Source organism: Pseudooceanicola sp. DL12 (assembly GCF_056270665.1).
Genome location: NZ_CM149884.1, coordinates 4,048,436 through 4,066,975, shown reverse-complemented (window position 1 = coordinate 4,066,975; position 18,540 = coordinate 4,048,436). Strand labels below are relative to the sequence as shown.

The window sequence follows — 18,540 nt, the reverse complement described above, 5'->3', positions numbered from 1 at the left end:
TCACCGGGCGGACATGAAAGCGGGGGCGGCGCGGATGCGCGGCCCCCGTTTCGCATTTCAGGTCCGACCGGTCAGCGGCAGTAGGGCAGCTGCCGGCCGTAGAGATCGGCGCGCACGTCCACCCTCTGGGCCACGGACAGCAGCCAGGATTTCTTGTTGTAGCTGCCGCGGGAATAGCCGCCGCGCCCCTCGTGATAGGCGAGGTACTGGTTGCGGGCATCGTTGAGCGGAATGCCCAGTTGCATCGTGGTGCCGGCCATGTACCAGCCCATGAAATCGGCGGCATCGTTGATGTCGTCGCGGTCGGCGCCGCGGTTGCCGGTTGACTCGCGGTAGTCGTCCCAGGTGCCATCGAGCGCCTGGCTGTAGCCGTAGGCCGAGCTCTGGCGGCCGAGCGGGATGATCCCCAGCGCGAAGCGATGTGGAGTCTTTGCGTTGCCGATGAACTTGCTCTCCTGGTGCATCACGGCCATCTGCACGTTGATCGGCACGCCATAGCGGCGTTCGGTCTTGCGGAAGGCGCGCAGCAGGTGCGGGCGTTCATCCAGGATTGCACAGGCGTCATCGAGGTTTGCCGGCGCGGTCTTGTCGCGGGCCCCGCAGGACGCGACAAGGAGCACGATCAGAATCGCGGTAAGCTTTCTGCCCATCTGCCTCTCGTTTTTTTCTGCTCAATATTTTTTTGCGATTCTACACGACTTTGTGTGAAAGCCCAACAGACAAAGCCGTGAGCTGTCAGAGGAGAACCACCAGCAGCAGCGGCATTGCCGCGACGGAAAGTAGCGTCGAGACCACAACCAGGCCGGCCACTGCCTGGGCATCTGCGCCATATTTCACAGCCAGCAGGTAGGAGGTGACGGCCACCGGGGTCGCAAGCTGCAGGACCAGCACGGCAAAGGCCTCTGGTGCGAGGTGGAAGGCGCGGCCGATTCCCCAGGCAACGGCCACGCAGAGAACCAGTTTCAGGGCCGAGAGCGAGACCGCCAGCAGGATCCGCCCGGGGGTCAGGCGCGCCACGGCCACGCCCAGGGTGACCAGCATCAGCGGGATCGCCATCTGCCCGATCAGGTCGAGCGTGTTGGTGAGAAAGATCGGGGTGTGCCAGCCCTGCCAGAGGAAGATGCCGCCGAGAAGCGTGGCCCAGAGCAGCGGCTCCTTGAGCGCGCGGACGACCGAGCCGCCGCCGGAGGTGACCCAGACTCCGAAGGTGAAGCTCCAGACCGCCATGATCGCAAAGACCACGACCGCATAGGACAGGCCGGTTTCCCCGAAGGCGAAGAGCGCCACCGGCAGGCCGAGGTTGCCGGTATTGCCGAAGATCATCGGGGCGAGGTAGCTGCGCATCTCGAGGCGCATCACCCGCAGCACCACGAAGGTGACCACCGTCAGCACCGCATAGACCGAGACGGCGGCGAGCGAGAGCGCGGAGAGCGCGGCCGGGTCGATCTCGGTCTGCATCAGCGCGACGAAGATCAGGCAGGGTACCGAGAGGGTCATCGTCAGCCGGGTGACGAAATCGATGTTGTAATCGATGCCCAGGCGGACCCAGGTAAAGCCGATGGCGGCGAGAAGGAAGACGGGGGCGACGATCTCCAGGACTGTCAGGATGATGCTCACGCGATGGTTCCCCGAAATTCACTCTGCCTATTGGACAATTGCCGGGGTTTGACGGTAGTAGTGGGCGAAACGAGCTGCAAGACGATGCTGACGACAAAAGCGAAATATCACCTTGGACAGGTTGTCCGTCACCGCAAGCACCCCTTTCGAGGGGTGATTTTCGACGTGGACGCCGAGTTCAGCAATACCGAGGAATGGTATGCCTCGATCCCCGAGGACAGCCGTCCCATGCGGGAACAGCCCTTCTATCACCTGCTGGCCGAGAATGATCAGAGCTACTACGTGGCCTATGTCTCGGAGCAGAACCTGGAAGAGGATTACTCGGGCGAACCGGTGGATCACCCTGATATTCCGGATCTTTTCGGCCCGTTCGAGGACGGCGCCTATCCCCTGCACTTCCAACTGAACTGAACCCGGGCGGCCCCGCGCGGGGCCTTTGCCAGGGCCCCTGCCTGTGCTCAGTAGCCCAGGGCGCAACCATCCTTGCGCGGGTCCGATGCCCCCTCGAGCATGCCCGAGGCATGGATCCGGATCGCCTGTGCCCCGCCGATGGGGGGCTCGGGGATCGTGATCGAATGGCCGCGCGCGGCCAGCTCGGCTGCGACGGAATCGGGATAGCCGCGTTCGAGCTGCAGCCTGCCCTGGTCGGGGAAGCTGCGCGGCGCGTCGATGGCGTGCTGCAGCTCCATGCCGTAATCGCGCAGGTTCGTGACAAGCCGCGCATGGCCGGCGGCCTGGTACTGGCCGCCCATGACGCCGAAGGGCAGGTCGGGGCCGGTTCCCTCGGCCAGCATGCCGGGGATGATCGTGTGCATCGGCCGCTTGCCCGGTGCGTAGGCGTTGGGGTGGCCCCGGTCCAGGGTGAAACCGGTGCCGCGGTTGTGGAAGACGATGCCGAACTTCTCGGTGCCGATGCCAGAGCCGAAGGCCGAAAAGATCGAGTAGATCAGCGAGACCGCCATGCGGTCACGGTCGACCACGGTGATATAGACCGTGTCGCGATGGGGCTGACCGCCGGGTGGCGGGCCGGCGGGGCGGGCATGGGCCATGTCGATCCGGGCGGCGAGCGCGGCGGCGAACTCCAGGTCGAACATGTCGCCGGCCATGGCATGATCGGGGTCGGCGATCAGCCGGTTGCGGACGCCATAGGCCAGCTTGGTCGCCTCGGCCTCGAGGTGGGTGCGGTCGGCGCCGAAGGGATCCATCGCGGACAGGTCGAAATGCGACAGGATGTTCAGCAACAGGATCGCCGTGGCGCCCTGGCCGTTGGGCGGATGCTCGAACAGCCGCGCCTCGCGGTAGCTGCCGGTGACGGGATCGGTCTGTCGGCCGCGGGTGGCGGCCAGGTCCGCGGCGGTATGGACACCGCCGAGCGCCTGCAGCGCCGAGAGCATGTCCTCGGCCACTTCGCCCTGGTAAAAGGCATCGGCGCCCTTGCTGGCGATGCGGCGCAGCACCGCGGCCTGGCCGGGCATGGCAAAGAGGGCGCCGGTGAGCGGGGCGTGGCCCCATGGCAGGAAATGCTTTCGTGCCTGAGGGTTGAGGCGTCCGGAGTTGCGATGCCAGTCATAGGCGGCCCGGGCGTGCACGGGTACGCCGGCCTCGAAGTAGCGGATGGCGGGCGCGAGGCTGTCGGCCAGCCCGCTGCGGCCCCAGAGGCGCGACATCTCCTCGAAGGCGCGAACCGCGCCGGGCAGGGTGACGCAGGCGGGATCATGGTCCGGGACCTGGGTGTGCCCGGCGGCATGGAGGACCTCGATATCGGCCCGCGCCGGCGCCGCGCCCGAGCCGTTGTAGCCTGCCACGACGGTGCTGTCCGCGGGTTTCACCAGGGCAAAGCAATCGCCGCCCAGCCCGCACATCGCCGGTTCGCAGACCCCGAGGGTGACAGCCCCCGCGATGGCTGCGTCCATGGCGTTGCCGCCCTGTTTCAACAGGTCCAGGGCGACCTGGGCCGCCAAGGGGTGGGATGTGGCGCAGAGCCCGTTTTCCGCCCAGACGGCGGAACGGCCCGGCAAGTGAAAGTCGCGCATGTATTTTCCTCCGTCCTTGGACGGAGGGTGCGCGGCGGGGCGCGGCAGGTCAAGCACCCCGGCGCCGCGGAAGGTGGGGCTGAAACGCGCGGCGCCGGGGGACAGCCATGGGGCCGTGAGGAGGGTATCGGTGTACCGGGCGGCGCGAATGCGGAACAACAGCGGCCAAATAAGGGCGAATGGGACGGTTTTTAGGAAAAGGGAGCCTGAGCAGAGTGCGCGGGCCGCGTCCGGCGGCCAGCAGGACGGGGCGCACCCTCTGCCCCTTCCCGAGCCGAATTGGCGGCGGCGCGTTTCAGGTTGGGGGGAACGCACGGCCGTATGGGAGGCGCGAATTTTTCGGGCTTCGATGACTTTGGCACCATCACGCAGCGCAAAGCCCCGCCACAAAGGGCGGTTTTCCTAACGGACCGACCCTAGTGTTTGATTTCCTGAAAGGCGACCTTCACGCGGAAGGTCAGCTCGTTCATGCCATCGACGCGGTGATAGGCCACGTCATGGGAGAGGTCGCGGATCAGGAACCAGCCAAAGCCGCCTTCGGGCAGGGCATCGAGCTCTTCCGGGAGGGGGATGCGGGCGCCGAGCGGCGCGCGTCCTTCCGGCATCTCCCGGCCCTCGTCACGGATCAGGAAATGCAGTCCGTCGGACTTGTGGCTGCATTCGAGCGTGATCCAGCCCTCGTCGTCGTCGGCATAGGCATGTTCGGAGACGTTGTTCAGCGCCTCGGCCAGGACGAGCTCGACCGTGCCGGCCTCCTCGGGTTCCAGGTTCAACGGTTCCAGGGCGACCATCAGCGTCTCGAGCGCGCGCCGCACGGACAGCGCCGACCCGGGAAAGGTCAGCCGGATGTCGTTGGGCAGGGTCCCATGACGATGTCCGCCGCTTTCCTTGTTCGAATCAACCCGCATGAGAGGCCACGCCCTCGCCAGCGCTCTGGTGAATGGTAAAGATCGTATCCATCCGCGTCAGGCGAAAGACCTTGTCCACGTTGGGCCCCAGTGCGGCCAGTTCGAGCTTTTGCCCCTCGGTCATCTGCTTCATCGAGGCGACGATCGCCCCGAGACCGCTGGAATCAATGAAATCCACCTTGCCGAGGTCGAGGATTACCCGACCCTCGCAGCCTTCGGTGGCGGCGCGCATCCTGTCCTTGAACTGAATCGCCACCGCGGCATCGATGCGCGCGGCGTTTACCGAAACGATTGTGACACCGTCCCGCTGTTCCGTCGAAAGATCCATCACGTCTGTCCCCTGGTCCTCAGATCGGGGAAAACCTAGGCCGCAATCCTTACCATTCCGTGTGCTTGCGCCCCCTTTTCCTTTCATCTTTCCGCAAATACGGTGGCGCGACCCCGCAACAGGACCTGCGCGAAAGACCGAGAATGCCCGATTACGATTTCCTCGATGCCACGATCGCCTCGCTGACCGAGGGCGAGGAGGACGCGGTGGCGCTGATGGCGACGCTCGCCTGCGAGATCCACCACAGCGACGACCGCTTCGACTGGACCGGATTCTACCGGGTCACCGCGCCCGGCCTGCTGAAGGTCGGGCCCTACCAGGGTGGCCATGGTTGCCTGAAAATCCCTTTCGAGAAAGGGGTTTGCGGGGCCGCGGCGCGCACGGGAGAGACCCAGCTCGTGCCCGATGTCGAGGCCTTTCCGGGCCATATCGCCTGTGCCAGCTCGACCCGCTCGGAGCTGGTGATCCCGGTGCGGAACGGCGCCGGAGAGGTGATCGCGGTGCTGGACATCGACAGCGACCGGCCCGATGCCTTCACCGCCGAGGATGCCACGCGGCTGGAGGCGATCCTGCAGCGGGTCTTCGGAAGGCTCTGAGGGACGTTTCCCTCGGTTCCCCTTGCCGGACGAACATTGTAAGCAGGGCGCCATGAGCGCAGAATACAGCCCCCCGGACGAGCCGCTGAACGTGATCCACGAGGACCACGAACTGCTGATCGTGGACAAGCCCAGCGGGCTTTTATCCGTGCCCGGCAAGGGCTTGCACCTGGCCGACTGCCTGCTGAGCCGGGTCCAGGCGGCCTTTCCCATGGCGCTGCTCGTGCATCGGCTCGACCGCGACACCAGCGGCGTGATGGTCTTTGCCCTGACGCCCCATGCCCAGCGGCACCTGGGGCTGCAGTTCGAACACCGGCGGGTGAAGAAGACCTATGTGGCGCGAGTGGCCGGCAGGCTCGAGCCGAAGACCGGCACGGTGGACCTGCCGCTGATCGTCGACTGGCCCAACCGGCCCCGGCAGATGGTGGATCACGAGAACGGCAAGCCCGCGGTGACCGAGTACAAGGTGCTGAAATCAAACGACAAGGAAAGCCGCGTGCGGCTGTTCCCGCAGACCGGGCGGTCGCATCAGCTGCGGGTGCACATGCTGGCGCTGGGGCATCCGATCCTGGGCGATCCCTTCTATGCGGAAGGCCCCGATCGCGACGATCATCCCCGGCTGATGCTGCATTCCGAGGAGCTGCGCCTGCTGCATCCCGACGGCGGGCAGGGCCTGAAATTCCGGGCGAAGGCGCCGTTCTGAGGCGCGAATCCGGCGGGAATTTTAACCAAGGTTAACCTGCTGAATTTCCACGATTCCAACGTCGGTATTACGTCGGTATCGCGTCGGTAACACGTCGGTGCGTTAACGGCGGGGGGCCGGGTTAACGGCACTGACTGCGGGGGGGCTCTGCCCCCCATCGCGCCCCGGGCGGGGCGCAATCCCCCCGGGATATTTCCGGCCAGATGAGAAGAGCCGGGGGAGAGGGCGGGCGGCGCGGGACGGGTGCCCCCGTGGACGGGCCCCCGGGCGCAGACCGAGGGCGCAGGCCACGGGCGAGGCGGCGCAGGGGCGGGAGCATTGTGCGGATTTGCAATTATACCCCTGCGTATTCGGATGATTGTTGCGCCCCCGCGCATCGCCATATTGTGGAGCAAAGGCACCGGGGCCGGCGTGCGGCCCGATCCGGTGCGGAATTCCGGCCGTCCCGCGGGGCGGCTGCTGAAAGGAAGGTCTGACATGAAGAACATTGGCTTCCTGTCCTTCGGACATTGGTCGCCGCAGCGCGGCTCGGGCACCCAGAGTGCCGGCGACGCCTTGCTGCAGAGCATCGACCTGGCCGTGGCGGCGGAAGAGCTGGGCGCGGATGGCGCCTATTTCCGGGTGCACCACTTCGCCCGGCAGCTTGCCTCGCCCTTCCCGCTGCTGGCGGCGGTCGGCGCCAAGACCTCGAAGATCGAGATCGGCACCGGCGTCATCGACATGCGCTATGAAAACCCGCTCTACATGGCCGAGGATGCCGGCGCCGCCGACCTGATCTCGGGCGGGCGGCTGCAGCTGGGCATCAGCCGGGGCAGCCCGGAACAGGTGATCGAGGGCTGGCGCTATTTCGGCTATGAGCCCGCCGAGGGCGAGAGCGATGCCGACCTGGGCCGTCGCCACGCCGAGGTGCTGCTCGAGGTGCTGAAGGGCAAGGGCTTTGCCGAGCCGAACCCGCAGCCGATGTTCCCCAACCCGCCGGGGCTGCTGCGGCTGGAGCCGCATTCCGAAGGTCTGCGCGACCGGATCTGGTGGGGCAGCGGATCGGATGCCACGGCGAAATGGGCCGCCAGGCTGGGCATGAACCTGCAGAGCTCGACCCTGAAGGACGACGAGACGGGCGAGCCCTTCCACGTGCAGCAGGCCAAGCAGATCCGGGTCTATCGCGAGGCCTGGAAAGAGGCGGGCCACAAGCGCACCCCGCGCGTTTCGGTCAGCCGCAGCATCTTTGCCCTGACCAACGACATGGACCGGGCCTATTTCGGGCGCGGCCAGAGCCAGGACAGCATCGGCTATATCGACGCGCAGACGCGGGCGATCTTTGGCCGCTCCTATGCCGCCGAGCCGGAGCAACTGGTGAAGCAGCTGAAGGAAGACGAGGCCATCGCCGAGGCGGATACCCTGCTGCTGACGGTGCCGAACCAGCTGGGCGTCGATTACAACGCCCATGTGATCGAGGCGATCCTGAAACATGTGGCGCCGGAGCTCGGCTGGCGCTGACGAAGTGGTTGACGAGTGACGTGGTCGGGCCTGCTCCCCCTGGGGGCAGGCCCTTTTTCATGTCATTTCCGCAGGATGCGATCGGTCAGGTTCTGCCGGCCGGGCAGGATGGCATCGAGATCGGGGGCCAGCGCCGGCTCGGCCTTGCGCAGCTCCTCGAGCTCGTCCAGGCGGTTGGCGGCGACCAGTTGCAGCACATCGAGGCGGGGCGCGCCACCGGCGCCGCGGGGCAGGCGGGCCAGCGGCTGGACCTTTTCGGAGAGATCCTCGGGCAGCAGGGCGCGCAGCTCGTCCTGGCTCATCCCGGTCTCGGCGAAGGTATAGAGGCCCACGCCCTTGCCCGGCAGGGCGTAGGTGGTCAGCACGTGATCGCTGATGCGGGGATCGGCGGCGAGCCGGCGGGCCACCTCGGCGCCGTCACGCTCGATCCGGTCCTCGGTGCCCTCGCCGTCGGACCAGTTGAAGAGGGTGCGGGTGACGAAATTGTAGACCGGCTTGGCCGTGGCCATCCAGATCCGCGCCGGCAGGGCCTTGCGGTTGAGCATGGCGTGCTCGGCGGGGGTGAGCAGATCGGGGGCATAGGCGCGCTTCTGTTTCAGCAGGTGGCGCAGGTCCTCGCGCGCCATGGTGCGGAAGAGCGGGCCGCGGAAACGGTGCACCGAGGCGAGCTGGAAGTCGATCACCGCGGCGCCGCCATCGGGGCGCTGCAGCCAGTTCTGCGGCTTGGCGATGTCGTTGTGGGTGACGCCGCGGCGGCGCATCTCGCGCAGCAGGCGTTTCGCATCGCGGTAGAAGGCGGCATCGGCGGGCTGCGCCAGCTGCAGCGGCGTGCCCTCGGACCATTCCCGCAGGATGCCGACCCGGTCGTAGCGGATCAGCTCGGGGCAGCCGGTGATGCCCTGCACGGCGGCCAGGCCGCGGACCTCGCGCCGGGCCAGCAGCCGGGCGATGGGGCGGGACCAGAGGGGCAGTTCGTCGAGCTTGCGCAGGGCCAGGCGCCGGTCGGGCGCCGAGGCGAGATGCCCCGAGACGGTCTCGGAGAAGGCGTCGCGCTTGAGCACCGTGACGGGGATGAAATCTGTCTGATCAGCTGGCGTGGTCACGGGCGGCCCAGGGTTGCGGCGTTTTGCGGACGCGGTTTCAGGCATCTAGCAGGGCCGCAGCCCGGATGACAAGGCAAGGGGGCCGGGAGGGCGCCGGCAGGGGTGCGGTGTTCAGGAGCCGGGCAGGGCGCTGGTGTCGTCACCCCGTGCTCCTGGCCGGACCTCTGGCGCGGGGCCCGCGGCGGCGAGGATGGCGCCGAAGAACAGCGAGAAGGTCAGGGCGGTGGGCAGAGAGAGCCCGGGCAGACCCGGCACCTGTGAGAGCAGGTAGCTGCCCGAGACCTGTGCCGCCATCAGGGTGAGGAAGCTGGAGAGGCCGAAGATCGACAGGAAGAGGCGCAGCTCGCGTGCGGCGAGGCGGTCGTCCTGGAAGGCGCGGGCGCAGATCGTGGCCAGAACCACGCCGATGGCGGTGGCCGGGGACATGCGGTCCGAGGGGCTGGAGGTGAGGCCGGCGAGATAGTCGAGGCCCGCATGGGCGAGGCCGAGGGTGATCGTGGCCAGCGCCGCGATCAGCAGGGCGATCCGCGCCATCCAGCGGGCCGCGGTGCAGCGCCCGGAGAGCTGCATCAGCAGGGCGCCGTTCAGCAGCACGAGGCAGAGCGCGGTGCTGGGCACCATGGCGCCGTCGGCGGGGCCGCGACCGGGGCCGCGGAGCAGGACGTCGAGGCCGAGGAGCCAGCCCGGGAAGAGGGCAGCCAGGGCCACCAGCAGGCCGAGGCCGGCGAGAAGAGCGCTTGGGGCAGAAGGAGGCAGTTTGCGGAGCGTCATGGGGAATACGGTGCCGTAGGTTGCAATGAGGCGGATGAAGTACGTATGGCCGCGCGCATCGGATCAAAAAATGCAGGGTCCGGCCGGAGCGGGGAAACGGCACGGAGGGGGGCTTTGAAATTCGGGGGGAGAATGCCCCAGGACCGGGGCCGTGAAAAGCGGAAAATAAGGCGATTGCCCCCGTGATGGGCAGGGGCGGGAGCCTGCGCGCCGAAGGCGGCGATCGCGGGCGCGGAGGGGCTTTCGCGCCGGCGCCGGGCATCCTAGACCGGCGTCGGACAGCAGATGCAGGAGAGACGCATGGCCAAGATGATTCACAGCATGATCCGGGTTCTTGACGAGGCGAAATCGGTGGATTTCTACGCCCGCGCCTTTGGCCTCGAGATTGCCGACCGGCTGGAGTTCGACGACTTCATCCTGATCTACATGAGCAACGACGAGACCGGCTTCGAGCTTGAGCTGACGGTGAACAAGGGCACGGAAGAGCCCTATGCGCTGGGCAATGGCTATGGCCACCTGGCGGTGACGGTCGAGGACCTGGCCGCGGAACATGCACGTTTCGAGGCGGCAGGATTTCAGCCGCGCAAGATGGTGGAGTTTTCGCCGGGCGGGTCGCTGCTTGCGAAGTTCTTCTTTGTGGCTGATCCCGACGGCTATCAGATCGAGGTGATCGAGCGCGGCGGGCGGTTCAAGTGACCGCCTGAGGGGCTGCCCGTAACTGGCTGCCCGTGACTGGCTGCCCGTGGCTGGTTCAAGGAATGGCGGTGACGTGCTCCGGACGCCATTCCGCCTCGGGCGGGAGTATTTTCGGAAAGATGAAGGGCCGGCGGCCTGGGGACAGGCCGGGCGGGGCCGTGATGGAGGGGCCGTGATGGAGGGGCCGTGGGAAAGGGGATTGAAACGCCCTCTTGGGTCAGGGTATGGATACGTTATAACGTAACATTATCAGGACAAGCGAAATGGGTGAAGCTGCAAGTTGGACCCGAAACGATGGCCAAAATGATGCCCGGAACGATGGTCGTCTGCCGGTGACGGTGCTGTCGGGGTTCCTGGGGGCGGGCAAGACGACCATGCTGAACAACGTGCTGAACAACCGCGAGGGCCGGCGGGTGGCGGTGATCGTCAACGACATGTCCGAGGTCAACATCGATGCCGACCTGGTGCGGGAAGGCGGGGCCGAGCTGTCGCAGGCCGAGGAAAAGCTGGTGGAGATGACCAACGGCTGCATCTGCTGCACCCTGCGCGACGACCTGCTGAGCGAGGTGCGGCGCCTGGCCGAAGAGAAGCGGTTCGACTACCTGCTGATCGAATCGACCGGCATCGCCGAGCCGCTGCCGGTGGCGGCGACCTTTGATTTTCGCGACGACATGGGGCGCAGCCTGTCGGACGTGGCGCGGCTCGACACGATGGTGACCGTGGTGGACGCGGTGAACCTGCTGAAGGATTACTCCAGCCATGATTTCCTGAAAGACCGGGGCGAGAGCCTGGGCGAGGAGGACGCGCGCACCATCGTCGACCTGCTGGTGGACCAGGTGGAATTTGCCGACGTGGTGGTGCTGAACAAGGTGAGCGACGCCAGCCCGGAGCAGCGCGAGGCCGCGAAGGCGATCATCCGGGCGCTGAACGCCGATGCCCGGATCATCGAGGCGGATTATTCCGAGGTGCCCGCCGCGCGGATCCTGGACACCGGGCTCTTCGATTTCGAGAAGGCCCATGAGCATCCGCTCTGGGCCAAGGAACTGTTCGGCTTTGCCGACCACGTGCCGGAGACCGAGGAATATGGCGTGTCGAGCTTCGTCTATCGCGCGCGGCGGCCGTTCGACCCGGCGAAGATCCATGCGGTGCTGAACGGCGACCTGCCCGGGGTGATCCGGGCCAAGGGGCATTTCTGGCTGGCGACGCGGCCCGAGTGGCTGGCCGAATTCTCGCTCGCCGGGGCGATGTCGACCGTCAAGCCGCTGGGGCAATGGTGGGCCACCGTGCCCGAGAGCCGGCGCCCTGATCACCCGCAGGCGAAGGCCTACCTGGCACAGCACTGGCAGGCGCCCTGGGGCGACCGCCGGCAGGAGCTGGTCTTTATCGGCGCGGGGATGGACCGGGCGGGGATCACCGCGGCGCTGGATGCGGCGCTGGTGCCGGGCGAGGATTTTGATCCGAAGGCCTGGGCCAACATGGACGATCCCTTCCCCGGCTGGCGTCGGGGCTGAGCCTTGGCGCCGCGGCCTGCAGTCCGGGAGGCCGGACAACCGGGGACTGGGAGGCGAGGGCACAACGGCACCCGCGGTGCCACGCGGCGGCGGTACGAGGACCCGATGGCGGCCTATGACCGGCTGCCACGGGAGCTGCGCGCCTGGCTGGCGGAGGCCGTGCTGCCCTGGTCGCCCCGGTCTGCCCGGCGGGTCTGGGAGAAGGCGCTGGCGCGCGCCGGAGGGAATACGGTGCGCGCCAGTGAAGTGCTGAGCGAGATCGAGGCGCGGCAGCTCGGGCGGATGGGGTTGTGACGCCTCCGGCGCCCGTATCTGTGGAAAGCCGTATTTGGGGAAAGATGAAAAGGGGCGCGAGGGAGGCGGGCCGGGTGTGGGCCGAGCGCGGGTCGGGAGGGCCGGGCGGAAATCGACCGGGCATGAAAAAGCCCCGCCGTCGGGCGGGGCTTTCGATTGTCTCAGGTGGCGTTCCGCGGGGCGGAGATCAGGCCATCTTGGCGTCCCAGCCGGAGACGGCCTTCACCTCCATGAAGTCCTCCAGGCCCCAGACGCCGGCCTCGCGGCCGTTGCCCGATTGCTTCATGCCGCCGAAGGGGGCGCCGGCGCCGCGCGACTGGCCGTTCATCTCGACCATGCCGGAGCGCAGCGAGAGGGCCATGCGGTTGGCGCGCTCGGGGTCCTGGGTCTGGACATAGTTGGTGAGGCCGTAGACGGTGTCGTTGGCGATCTCGATCGCCTCTTCCTCGGTGTCGAAGGGCATGATCGTGAGCACCGGGCCGAAGATTTCCTCGCGGGCGATGGTCATCTGGTTGTTGGCATCGGCAAAGACCGTGGGGCGCACGAAGAAGCCGCGGTTGAAGCCCTCGGGGCGGCCGGGGCCGCCGGCGACCAGGCGGGCGCCCTCGTCGATGCCCTTCTGGATCAGGGCCTGGATCTTGTTGAACTGCACCTCGTTGACCACCGGGCCGATGTGGTCGCCGTCCTCGGAGGCGGGGCCGACCTTGATCGCGGCGGCCACTTCGCCGGCGGTCTGCACGGCGGCGTCGTAGATCTCGCGCTGCACCAGCATCCGCGAGGGCGCGTTGCAGGACTGGCCGGAGTTCTCCATCATCTCGGTCACGCCGCGTTCCACCGCCTTGTCATCGGCATCGGCGAAGATCACGTTGGCGCCCTTGCCGCCGAGCTCGAGGTGCACGCGCTTCAGCGTGTTGGCGGCATTCTGCGAGATGGCGATGCCGGCGCGGGTGGAGCCGGTGAAGGAGACCATGTCGACGTCCTGGTGCCCCGAGAGCCGGGTGCCGGCGCCCGTGCCATTGCCGTTGACCAGGTTGAAGACGCCCGCGGGCACGCCGGCCTCGTCCATCATCTCGGCGAAGAGGATGGCGTTGAGGGGGCTTTCCTCGGAGGGCTTCAGCACCATGGTGCAGCCGGCGATCATGGCGGCCACGACCTTGAGCGTGACCTGGTTCATCGGCCAGTTCCAGGGGGTGATCAGCGCGCAGACGCCCGCCGCCTCGTAGACGATGCGGGTGTTCGGCGCCTGGGGGCCGAGCGGGCGGATGAACTCGAACTCCTTGGCGGCGCGGATGAAATTCTTGGTGTGGAAGTAGCCGGCCCCCCATTGCGCCGAGCGCGACAGGTCCATCGGGGCGCCCATTTCCATCGACATGGCCCGGGCCATCTCTTCCTGGCGGGCCTTGTAGATCTCGAGCAGCTTCTCGGCATAGGCGATGCGCTCGGCGGGGGGCGTCTTCATCCAGGCGGGGAAGGCGGCCTTGGCGGCGGCGACGGCGGCGTCGACATCCGCGTCGCCGGCCAGCGAGATCACCGCGCAGGGTTCCTCGGTCGAGGGGTCGATGACCTGGAGGTCATTCGGCTCGGAGGGGTCGACCCACTCTCCGTTGATGTAGAACTGGCGTTTCTCGATCATGGTGCTCTCCCAGGCGGCAGGCGGGTTTCAGGCATTGAAATTCCGCACTGCGGGCAGTGATTTTGCAGAAATTTGATCATACTCTGTCACCGGATCGCGCCACGTTCAAGGGGGCAGGCAGGGCGGGCCGGAACGCCGGCCGTGCGCCAGCGCAGGGGCGTGGGAAAACGATCCACCGGGGCGCCCAGGGCAGGGGAAAACATGCCCGCGAGCCGGCGATCAGGCGGAAGAATGCGCCAAGTTGCGACGAAGCGCGCCTGGGGGGATGAAATGCGCCCGGCGGGGCGTTAAGTATGTCGCAACACATATCAGAACCGGAGGAAGACATGTCTCTTCGCATCAACGATACCGTGCCCGATTTCACCGCCGAAACCGACCAGGGGACGATCTCGTTCCACGACTGGATCGGCGACAGCTGGGCGATCCTGTTCAGCCACCCCAAGGATTTCACGCCGGTCTGCACCACCGAGTTCGGCGCCGTGGCGCAGCTGGCCGATGAATGGGCCAAGCGCAACACCAAGGTGATCGGCATCTCTGTCGACGGCGTGGAAGAGCACAAGAAGTGGAAGGGCGACATCGAGAGCTTTGCCGGCACGCCCGCGAGCTTTCCGATCATCGACGGCACCGACCTGAGCGTGGCCAAGCTCTTCGACATGCTGCCCGCCGATGCCTACCTGCCCGATGGCCGCACCCCGGCGCATTCCGCCACCGTGCGTTCGGTCTTCATCATCAGCCCGGACAAGAAGCTGCAGCTGTCGATGACCTATCCGATGTCGGTCGGCCGCAACTTTGCCGAGGTGCTGCGCGCCCTCGACGGGCTGCAGAAGACCTATGGCGCGCCGCTGGCAACGCCCGCCAACTGGGAAGTGGGCCAGGACGTGATCGTGGCGCTGTCGCTCGACGACGCCGCGGCGGAAGAGAAGTTCGGCACGCTGGACAAGAAGCTGCCCTACCTGCGCATGGCCAAGGACCCGGCCTGAGCCAGGCCCGCCGGGCGCCCGCGGGGGCCCGGCCAGGAGCGGACAGAACGAAGGGCGGCCCGGAAGGGTCGCCCTTTTGCCTTGGCGGGCTTTGATGTCCGGGGCGGCGTGAGGTCATGTGATGGCAGGAAGGGGGGCGGGCGAAGGGTGGATATGCGCAGGAGTGGGCGGTCATGGCGCCTCACCTGGCCGACGGGACGGGGCGGGGAAGTGGGCTTTCGCTGCTCACCGCTCCAACGACTGCTCTGCACAAGTGTCCAACCGTTCTAACCTTGCGAGAAAAGTCCAATACCAAGACACCGACATCCATCTCGGAACCTGAAAAATCGGAGAACGATCAGACAAACCCGTAGCTTCTGAGTAGAGTGAAGCAGAGCGCGGGATCTGGGGCAAAACACTGTCTTGAGACGAGCGCGCCGTCAGGATGCGCTGGAATATGGGCCGCTGTCTCGGTGTCGAAGTAATTGAGCGCGACCTCTTCGGGCCATGGAAAATTTTGATCAAAGGGCACTTCCGCGTATGGATTGAAATAGACCTGAAGCCCGTCCAGATGAGTTTCGCGATGAAGTGACGAGTGCTGGATATGAACATCCGCGCCCCAGATCTGATCCGACCCCTCTTCGCGATGCCTGAGTAAATAGTTCAGCCCGGAGAATTTAATCCGCTGCGTCCCGATTTTCCAGTCATGCGAGGCGGGCCCAACATTATTCTTGTCGATTACTCGATAGCGGGTCGAGCGGATAAGTCGGTCAATTCGACTCTCAGCGACAGCCTTTCCGAAAGTTCCGGTCGTGGAAAAGAATACGGCACTTATCTCTTTGTGTGAATCGTTCGTAAAGATACCCATTTCAACTTTCGCCCCAGAAGGCTTCAGGATCGACTTTATCTTGTCTTGCTTTCCTCGATCAGGCCCTTCCAGCACCGGTGGCGCCAAGCCAAACAGGACCATATTGATGAGCTCATTGTTCTGTGTCAGTGAGAGCTCGTTGTCGAAGGGCGCGATTGCAATTACGAACGGGCGATCGCGCACATGGCTCATTGAGGAGTATGGGTACTTCTTTCCATTCGCTCCTCGATAAAGCTGCAACTTGTCCCTGATTTTTCCGGCAAGTTTGAGCGCACCACGGCTCCTGAAAATCGCATGATCGAATGGTTCCTGCTGCTTTTCTTGCTTAGGATCGTCAGAAACTACAGCTTCTACATTGAATTCATAGTTTCCGGGCCCTTGAACGAAGAAATCCGGTGAAGACTTGGTGAAATCAACTTCACAGCCCATTTCGAGGAACGCCCTATTTAGATAAAGCTCCCACATCGACGAGTTGAATGTGGACTGAAACTCTTTAAGGAACTTTTTACCCTCGCCCCGGCGCTCCAGAAGGCCAACTCCCCAGCTTTGTATGATAGGCTTGACCTTTGTGTAGGCCGGATCTGAAGAGATAATGCGAAAGTTTGGATGGAGCTTTTTTTCAGGTAGCTGCGGAACAAACAGATCCAAAATTCTTCAACCTTTATGGGCCAAGCTATCAATGCTGTTCTGACTGGCTACCGTGAAACCTTTTCCTCGACAACGCCATTCCGAGAAGCGCCAGCAACTGAGGGTCGGCGGACAGCGCACTGTGGGCATGCCTCGCCTGGCTGGTGGCCTATACTTGCATGGCCATTGGCCGACACGGCGAGGGACCACTGTGGGTTTAGACCGGTCATCTAACCCGCTGCCCTTGAATGTCCGGTGTGGGCCGGACTCGCTCATCCGCTGGCCCGGCAAGAACGCCGCAACCGGATCGTGATTATGTTCTGCAGTCTCAAAGACTAGCCACGAATGGCGGCTAGATATGACAGATTCTCAAAATCTCGTTTTTGTACAGTCTCTCAAGCCGCGACCGTCAGGCATTGGCCATCAGTCCTGCATGTCTTTGGTGCATCACCATGTAATGTCGACAATCCGCCCGTCACTATGACGACACACGCCGACGCCACCCGCAGTCGTGAAACCACTGCTGTCCGCATACTGGAGGTCACAGTTTAGGCTGGAGCCACGCGAGCCAAGCAGGACGGCGACAAAGCTACCGGTGGTCGTGGAGCCAACAATAGTTGTCGACATGTAGGCCGAATCTCCGCCTACGTAGGCGCTCCCGATGCCAGTTCCCATCGTTGTGCTCGCGCCCCGCATGACAGCTTTGCCTTTGAAGGTTTCACCATCAATGACAGTACTAAGTTGGTCACTACTCATGCCTTGCTCGTAGGCGATCTGGACGGGCTGCCCAGTGCCCCGAACTGACCCTTGCATGGTTCCCCCACAGCTAGCCAATGCCACGATCGCTGCTAGCGCTAAAAACTGTTTTGTAATCCGCAATACTGCCTCCATCCCCGTTGGGCGAAACAATACAGCCGCCCTGGTGACCTGCAACCCTCGAAAGAGACGCGGATTTCTTACGGCCGGCGGGATTGAGCGCATATGCTCATTCTCCACAACAGCGCCAGCGATGGTCCCAGGTCGCAGGTCGCAGGTCGCAGGTCGAACAGACTGTCTACTGCTGTTATGGTGCAAGGTATTGCTGTCCGTTTCGCCTAAAGACGGCGGCTGGTTCCGTAGTTCATTGCGAAGGGCCTCTTTGGGGCTGGAAGCGGACATGCCCCGCACATAGCTCGAATGTCAGCAAAGGGCCGCGACCAGGCATCCACGACGCCTGGCGTGAAGGTCCAGTCAGGGCCGGGGAGCCGCTAGTCGGGCTGAGCTCTCTTAGCTCCTGCCCTTTGCGTCGGGCCACTTTTCAGATGCGCCATCTCAGATGCGCCTCATGGCAGCCGACACCTATTTTTTGCATTGCCTTTCCAGTGAATTGAGCACAACTTGTCCCTCGCGCTGGAATGACGGCATCTCCTGATATACATCCTAGGTAGGCCTTCACAGCATGGCGACGCTCCTCCCTCCCCAAAAAAAAGAAAAGAACGAAAGTGAAGAATTGCCACCGACTTCTTGAGGGGATGTACATAGCTATTTATAAACTAAGAGCGCAAGTTGAGAGAAAGTAGTATTGAAATGTCTCGCACTTCATCTGAGAGGCTCTTTAATGCAGCAAGAGCTGCATCTAAGTACTGCAAGCAGGTTGAGGCAGTCGGTATTTTGATTGTGCTTCTCGCCGCCTTCTTTCAGTTTCGCGTGGATAGTATGTTCAGGGAGAATATGCGTTGGTCCATTTATGATACTAGGTACGAAGTGCAATTTACTAGAGAGAAACTTTTTAACCTAGAGAGATGCATGTCCGAAGATGCCTGTGATGTTGTCGATACGTACCCTAACATGATCGAGGCGCATCGTTTTATCCCCCCCGCGCCCAGACTTGGTGAGGACTTTTGGCGCGGGGTCAGGAAGGTGTTTTTTATCATTGGCACCATTATGATCGCGCTCTCTAAATTTATTGACTTCCCAAAGTCCCAGAAGAGGGGTTAGCTTTTGAAGTGAATGGGATCGCTGAAATCCGACGAATACCTGTGTAGCGCTGCAATTTCAGCATCTAAAGCTGATTGCTGGGGCAAGAAGCCCAAGTTTCCCGAAGGTTCAAAATAGATCATCCTCTGTGCTGTTCCGTGGTCAGCTAGGCTGGGGCTAGAATGGTCGTGTCGCGTATCAGACGCGAATGTCCGCTAATGGGATGAACCGACCATCTGCTGCGCCTGGCTCGAATGTCCGCAGAGGGCCGAAAGCGCCCGACGACATGGGGAGCAGGCTTCCAGGTGCCATGTCCGCCTCTTGCCTATCGAGGAGGTCCAGGGGCGTGTCGGTTTGGGGGCCCTTGCTGGGCGGGGCGGGCGTTGGCGGCAGGGCGTGCAGGGTGATTTTTCGGTTCCAGGGACGGGAAAAACCGGCCA

Annotated in this window: 17 protein-coding genes; 8 read left to right on the top strand and 9 right to left on the bottom strand. The window is 64.4% G+C overall.

Annotated features, from left to right (window positions below):
- Positions 1 to 71: 71 nt before the first annotated feature.
- Together AC0WR5_RS19050 and AC0WR5_RS19045 are read right to left on the bottom strand one after the other, a co-directional pair.
- Complete coding sequence (locus tag AC0WR5_RS19050) at positions 72 to 650, bottom strand: transglycosylase SLT domain-containing protein (protein ID WP_475865384.1); 579 nt, start codon at positions 648 to 650, stop codon at positions 72 to 74.
- Between the two features lie 85 nt (positions 651 to 735).
- Entirely contained in the window at positions 736 to 1,617 is an 882-nt protein-coding gene (locus AC0WR5_RS19045; protein ID WP_475865383.1) for an AEC family transporter, read from the bottom strand.
- Positions 1,618 to 1,701: 84 nt separating this feature from the next.
- On the opposite strand from AC0WR5_RS19045, the gene hspQ reads away from it, so the two are divergent.
- Positions 1,702 to 2,028, top strand: a complete 327-nt coding sequence (gene hspQ, locus AC0WR5_RS19040) for a heat shock protein HspQ (protein ID WP_475865382.1) — start codon at positions 1,702 to 1,704, stop codon at positions 2,026 to 2,028.
- Positions 2,029 to 2,075: 47 nt separating this feature from the next.
- Here the strand turns inward: hspQ and AC0WR5_RS19035 are convergent, their stop codons facing one another.
- The 3 genes from AC0WR5_RS19035 to AC0WR5_RS19025 form a co-directional block, all read right to left on the bottom strand.
- The gene (locus tag AC0WR5_RS19035) at positions 2,076 to 3,650 is read right to left on the bottom strand and encodes a gamma-glutamyltransferase family protein (protein ID WP_475865381.1); all 1,575 of its coding nucleotides are present in this window, start codon (positions 3,648 to 3,650) and stop codon (positions 2,076 to 2,078) included.
- A 416-nt stretch (positions 3,651 to 4,066) separates the two neighbouring features.
- Positions 4,067 to 4,558, bottom strand: a complete 492-nt coding sequence (locus AC0WR5_RS19030) for an ATP-binding protein (RefSeq protein ID WP_475865380.1) — start codon at positions 4,556 to 4,558, stop codon at positions 4,067 to 4,069.
- Positions 4,548 to 4,886: an STAS domain-containing protein gene (locus AC0WR5_RS19025; protein ID WP_475865379.1), complete on the bottom strand. Its 339-nt coding sequence runs from the start codon at positions 4,884 to 4,886 to the stop codon at positions 4,548 to 4,550. The genes AC0WR5_RS19030 and AC0WR5_RS19025 overlap by 11 nt, the downstream gene beginning before the upstream one ends.
- 143 nt (positions 4,887 to 5,029) lie before the next feature.
- Here AC0WR5_RS19025 and AC0WR5_RS19020 point away from each other — a divergent pair, with 143 nt between their 5' ends.
- The 3 genes from AC0WR5_RS19020 (at position 5,030) to AC0WR5_RS19010 (ending at position 7,682) form a co-directional block, all read left to right on the top strand.
- Positions 5,030 to 5,482, top strand: coding sequence for a GAF domain-containing protein (locus tag AC0WR5_RS19020; protein ID WP_475865378.1), 453 nt, complete (start codon positions 5,030 to 5,032; stop codon positions 5,480 to 5,482).
- A 52-nt stretch (positions 5,483 to 5,534) separates the two neighbouring features.
- Positions 5,535 to 6,185: an RluA family pseudouridine synthase gene (locus tag AC0WR5_RS19015; RefSeq protein WP_475865377.1), complete on the top strand. Its 651-nt coding sequence runs from the start codon at positions 5,535 to 5,537 to the stop codon at positions 6,183 to 6,185.
- 477 nt (positions 6,186 to 6,662) lie between these two features.
- Positions 6,663 to 7,682: an LLM class flavin-dependent oxidoreductase gene (locus tag AC0WR5_RS19010; protein ID WP_475865376.1), complete on the top strand. Its 1,020-nt coding sequence runs from the start codon at positions 6,663 to 6,665 to the stop codon at positions 7,680 to 7,682.
- Positions 7,683 to 7,744: 62 nt separating this feature from the next.
- Here AC0WR5_RS19010 and AC0WR5_RS19005 read toward each other — a convergent pair whose 3' ends face one another.
- Positions 7,745 to 8,785 carry a serine/threonine protein kinase gene (locus AC0WR5_RS19005; RefSeq protein WP_475865375.1) on the bottom strand — a complete coding sequence of 347 codons (1,041 nt, stop codon included), beginning with the start codon at positions 8,783 to 8,785 and terminating at the stop codon, positions 7,745 to 7,747.
- 111 nt (positions 8,786 to 8,896) lie between these two features.
- The gene (locus AC0WR5_RS19000; protein ID WP_475865374.1) at positions 8,897 to 9,556 is read right to left on the bottom strand and encodes a hypothetical protein; all 660 of its coding nucleotides are present in this window, start codon (positions 9,554 to 9,556) and stop codon (positions 8,897 to 8,899) included.
- Positions 9,557 to 9,856: 300 nt separating this feature from the next.
- On the opposite strand from AC0WR5_RS19000, the gene AC0WR5_RS18995 reads away from it, so the two are divergent.
- The 3 genes from AC0WR5_RS18995 (at position 9,857) to AC0WR5_RS18985 (ending at position 12,057) form a co-directional block, all read left to right on the top strand.
- Complete coding sequence (locus AC0WR5_RS18995) at positions 9,857 to 10,252, top strand: VOC family protein (RefSeq protein WP_475865373.1); 396 nt, start codon at positions 9,857 to 9,859, stop codon at positions 10,250 to 10,252.
- 263 nt (positions 10,253 to 10,515) lie between these two features.
- Positions 10,516 to 11,763, top strand: a complete 1,248-nt coding sequence (gene zigA / locus AC0WR5_RS18990; RefSeq protein ID WP_475865372.1) for a zinc metallochaperone GTPase ZigA — start codon at positions 10,516 to 10,518, stop codon at positions 11,761 to 11,763.
- 3 nt (positions 11,764 to 11,766) lie between these two features.
- Positions 11,767 to 12,057 carry a DUF6525 family protein gene (locus AC0WR5_RS18985; protein ID WP_475865371.1) on the top strand — a complete coding sequence of 97 codons (291 nt, stop codon included), beginning with the start codon at positions 11,767 to 11,769 and terminating at the stop codon, positions 12,055 to 12,057.
- Positions 12,058 to 12,244: 187 nt separating this feature from the next.
- On the opposite strand, the gene AC0WR5_RS18980 is transcribed toward AC0WR5_RS18985, so the two are convergent.
- Positions 12,245 to 13,690 (bottom strand): aldehyde dehydrogenase family protein, encoded by a 1,446-nt coding sequence (locus tag AC0WR5_RS18980; protein WP_475865370.1) that lies wholly within the window; start codon positions 13,688 to 13,690, stop codon positions 12,245 to 12,247.
- A gap of 326 nt (positions 13,691 to 14,016) precedes the next feature.
- On the opposite strand from AC0WR5_RS18980, the gene AC0WR5_RS18975 reads away from it, so the two are divergent.
- Positions 14,017 to 14,670, top strand: a complete 654-nt coding sequence (locus AC0WR5_RS18975) for a peroxiredoxin (protein WP_475865369.1) — start codon at positions 14,017 to 14,019, stop codon at positions 14,668 to 14,670.
- 337 nt (positions 14,671 to 15,007) lie between these two features.
- On the opposite strand, the gene AC0WR5_RS18970 is transcribed toward AC0WR5_RS18975, so the two are convergent.
- Positions 15,008 to 16,165: a hypothetical protein gene (locus AC0WR5_RS18970; RefSeq protein WP_475865368.1), complete on the bottom strand. Its 1,158-nt coding sequence runs from the start codon at positions 16,163 to 16,165 to the stop codon at positions 15,008 to 15,010.
- Positions 16,166 to 18,540: the final 2,375 nt, after the last annotated feature.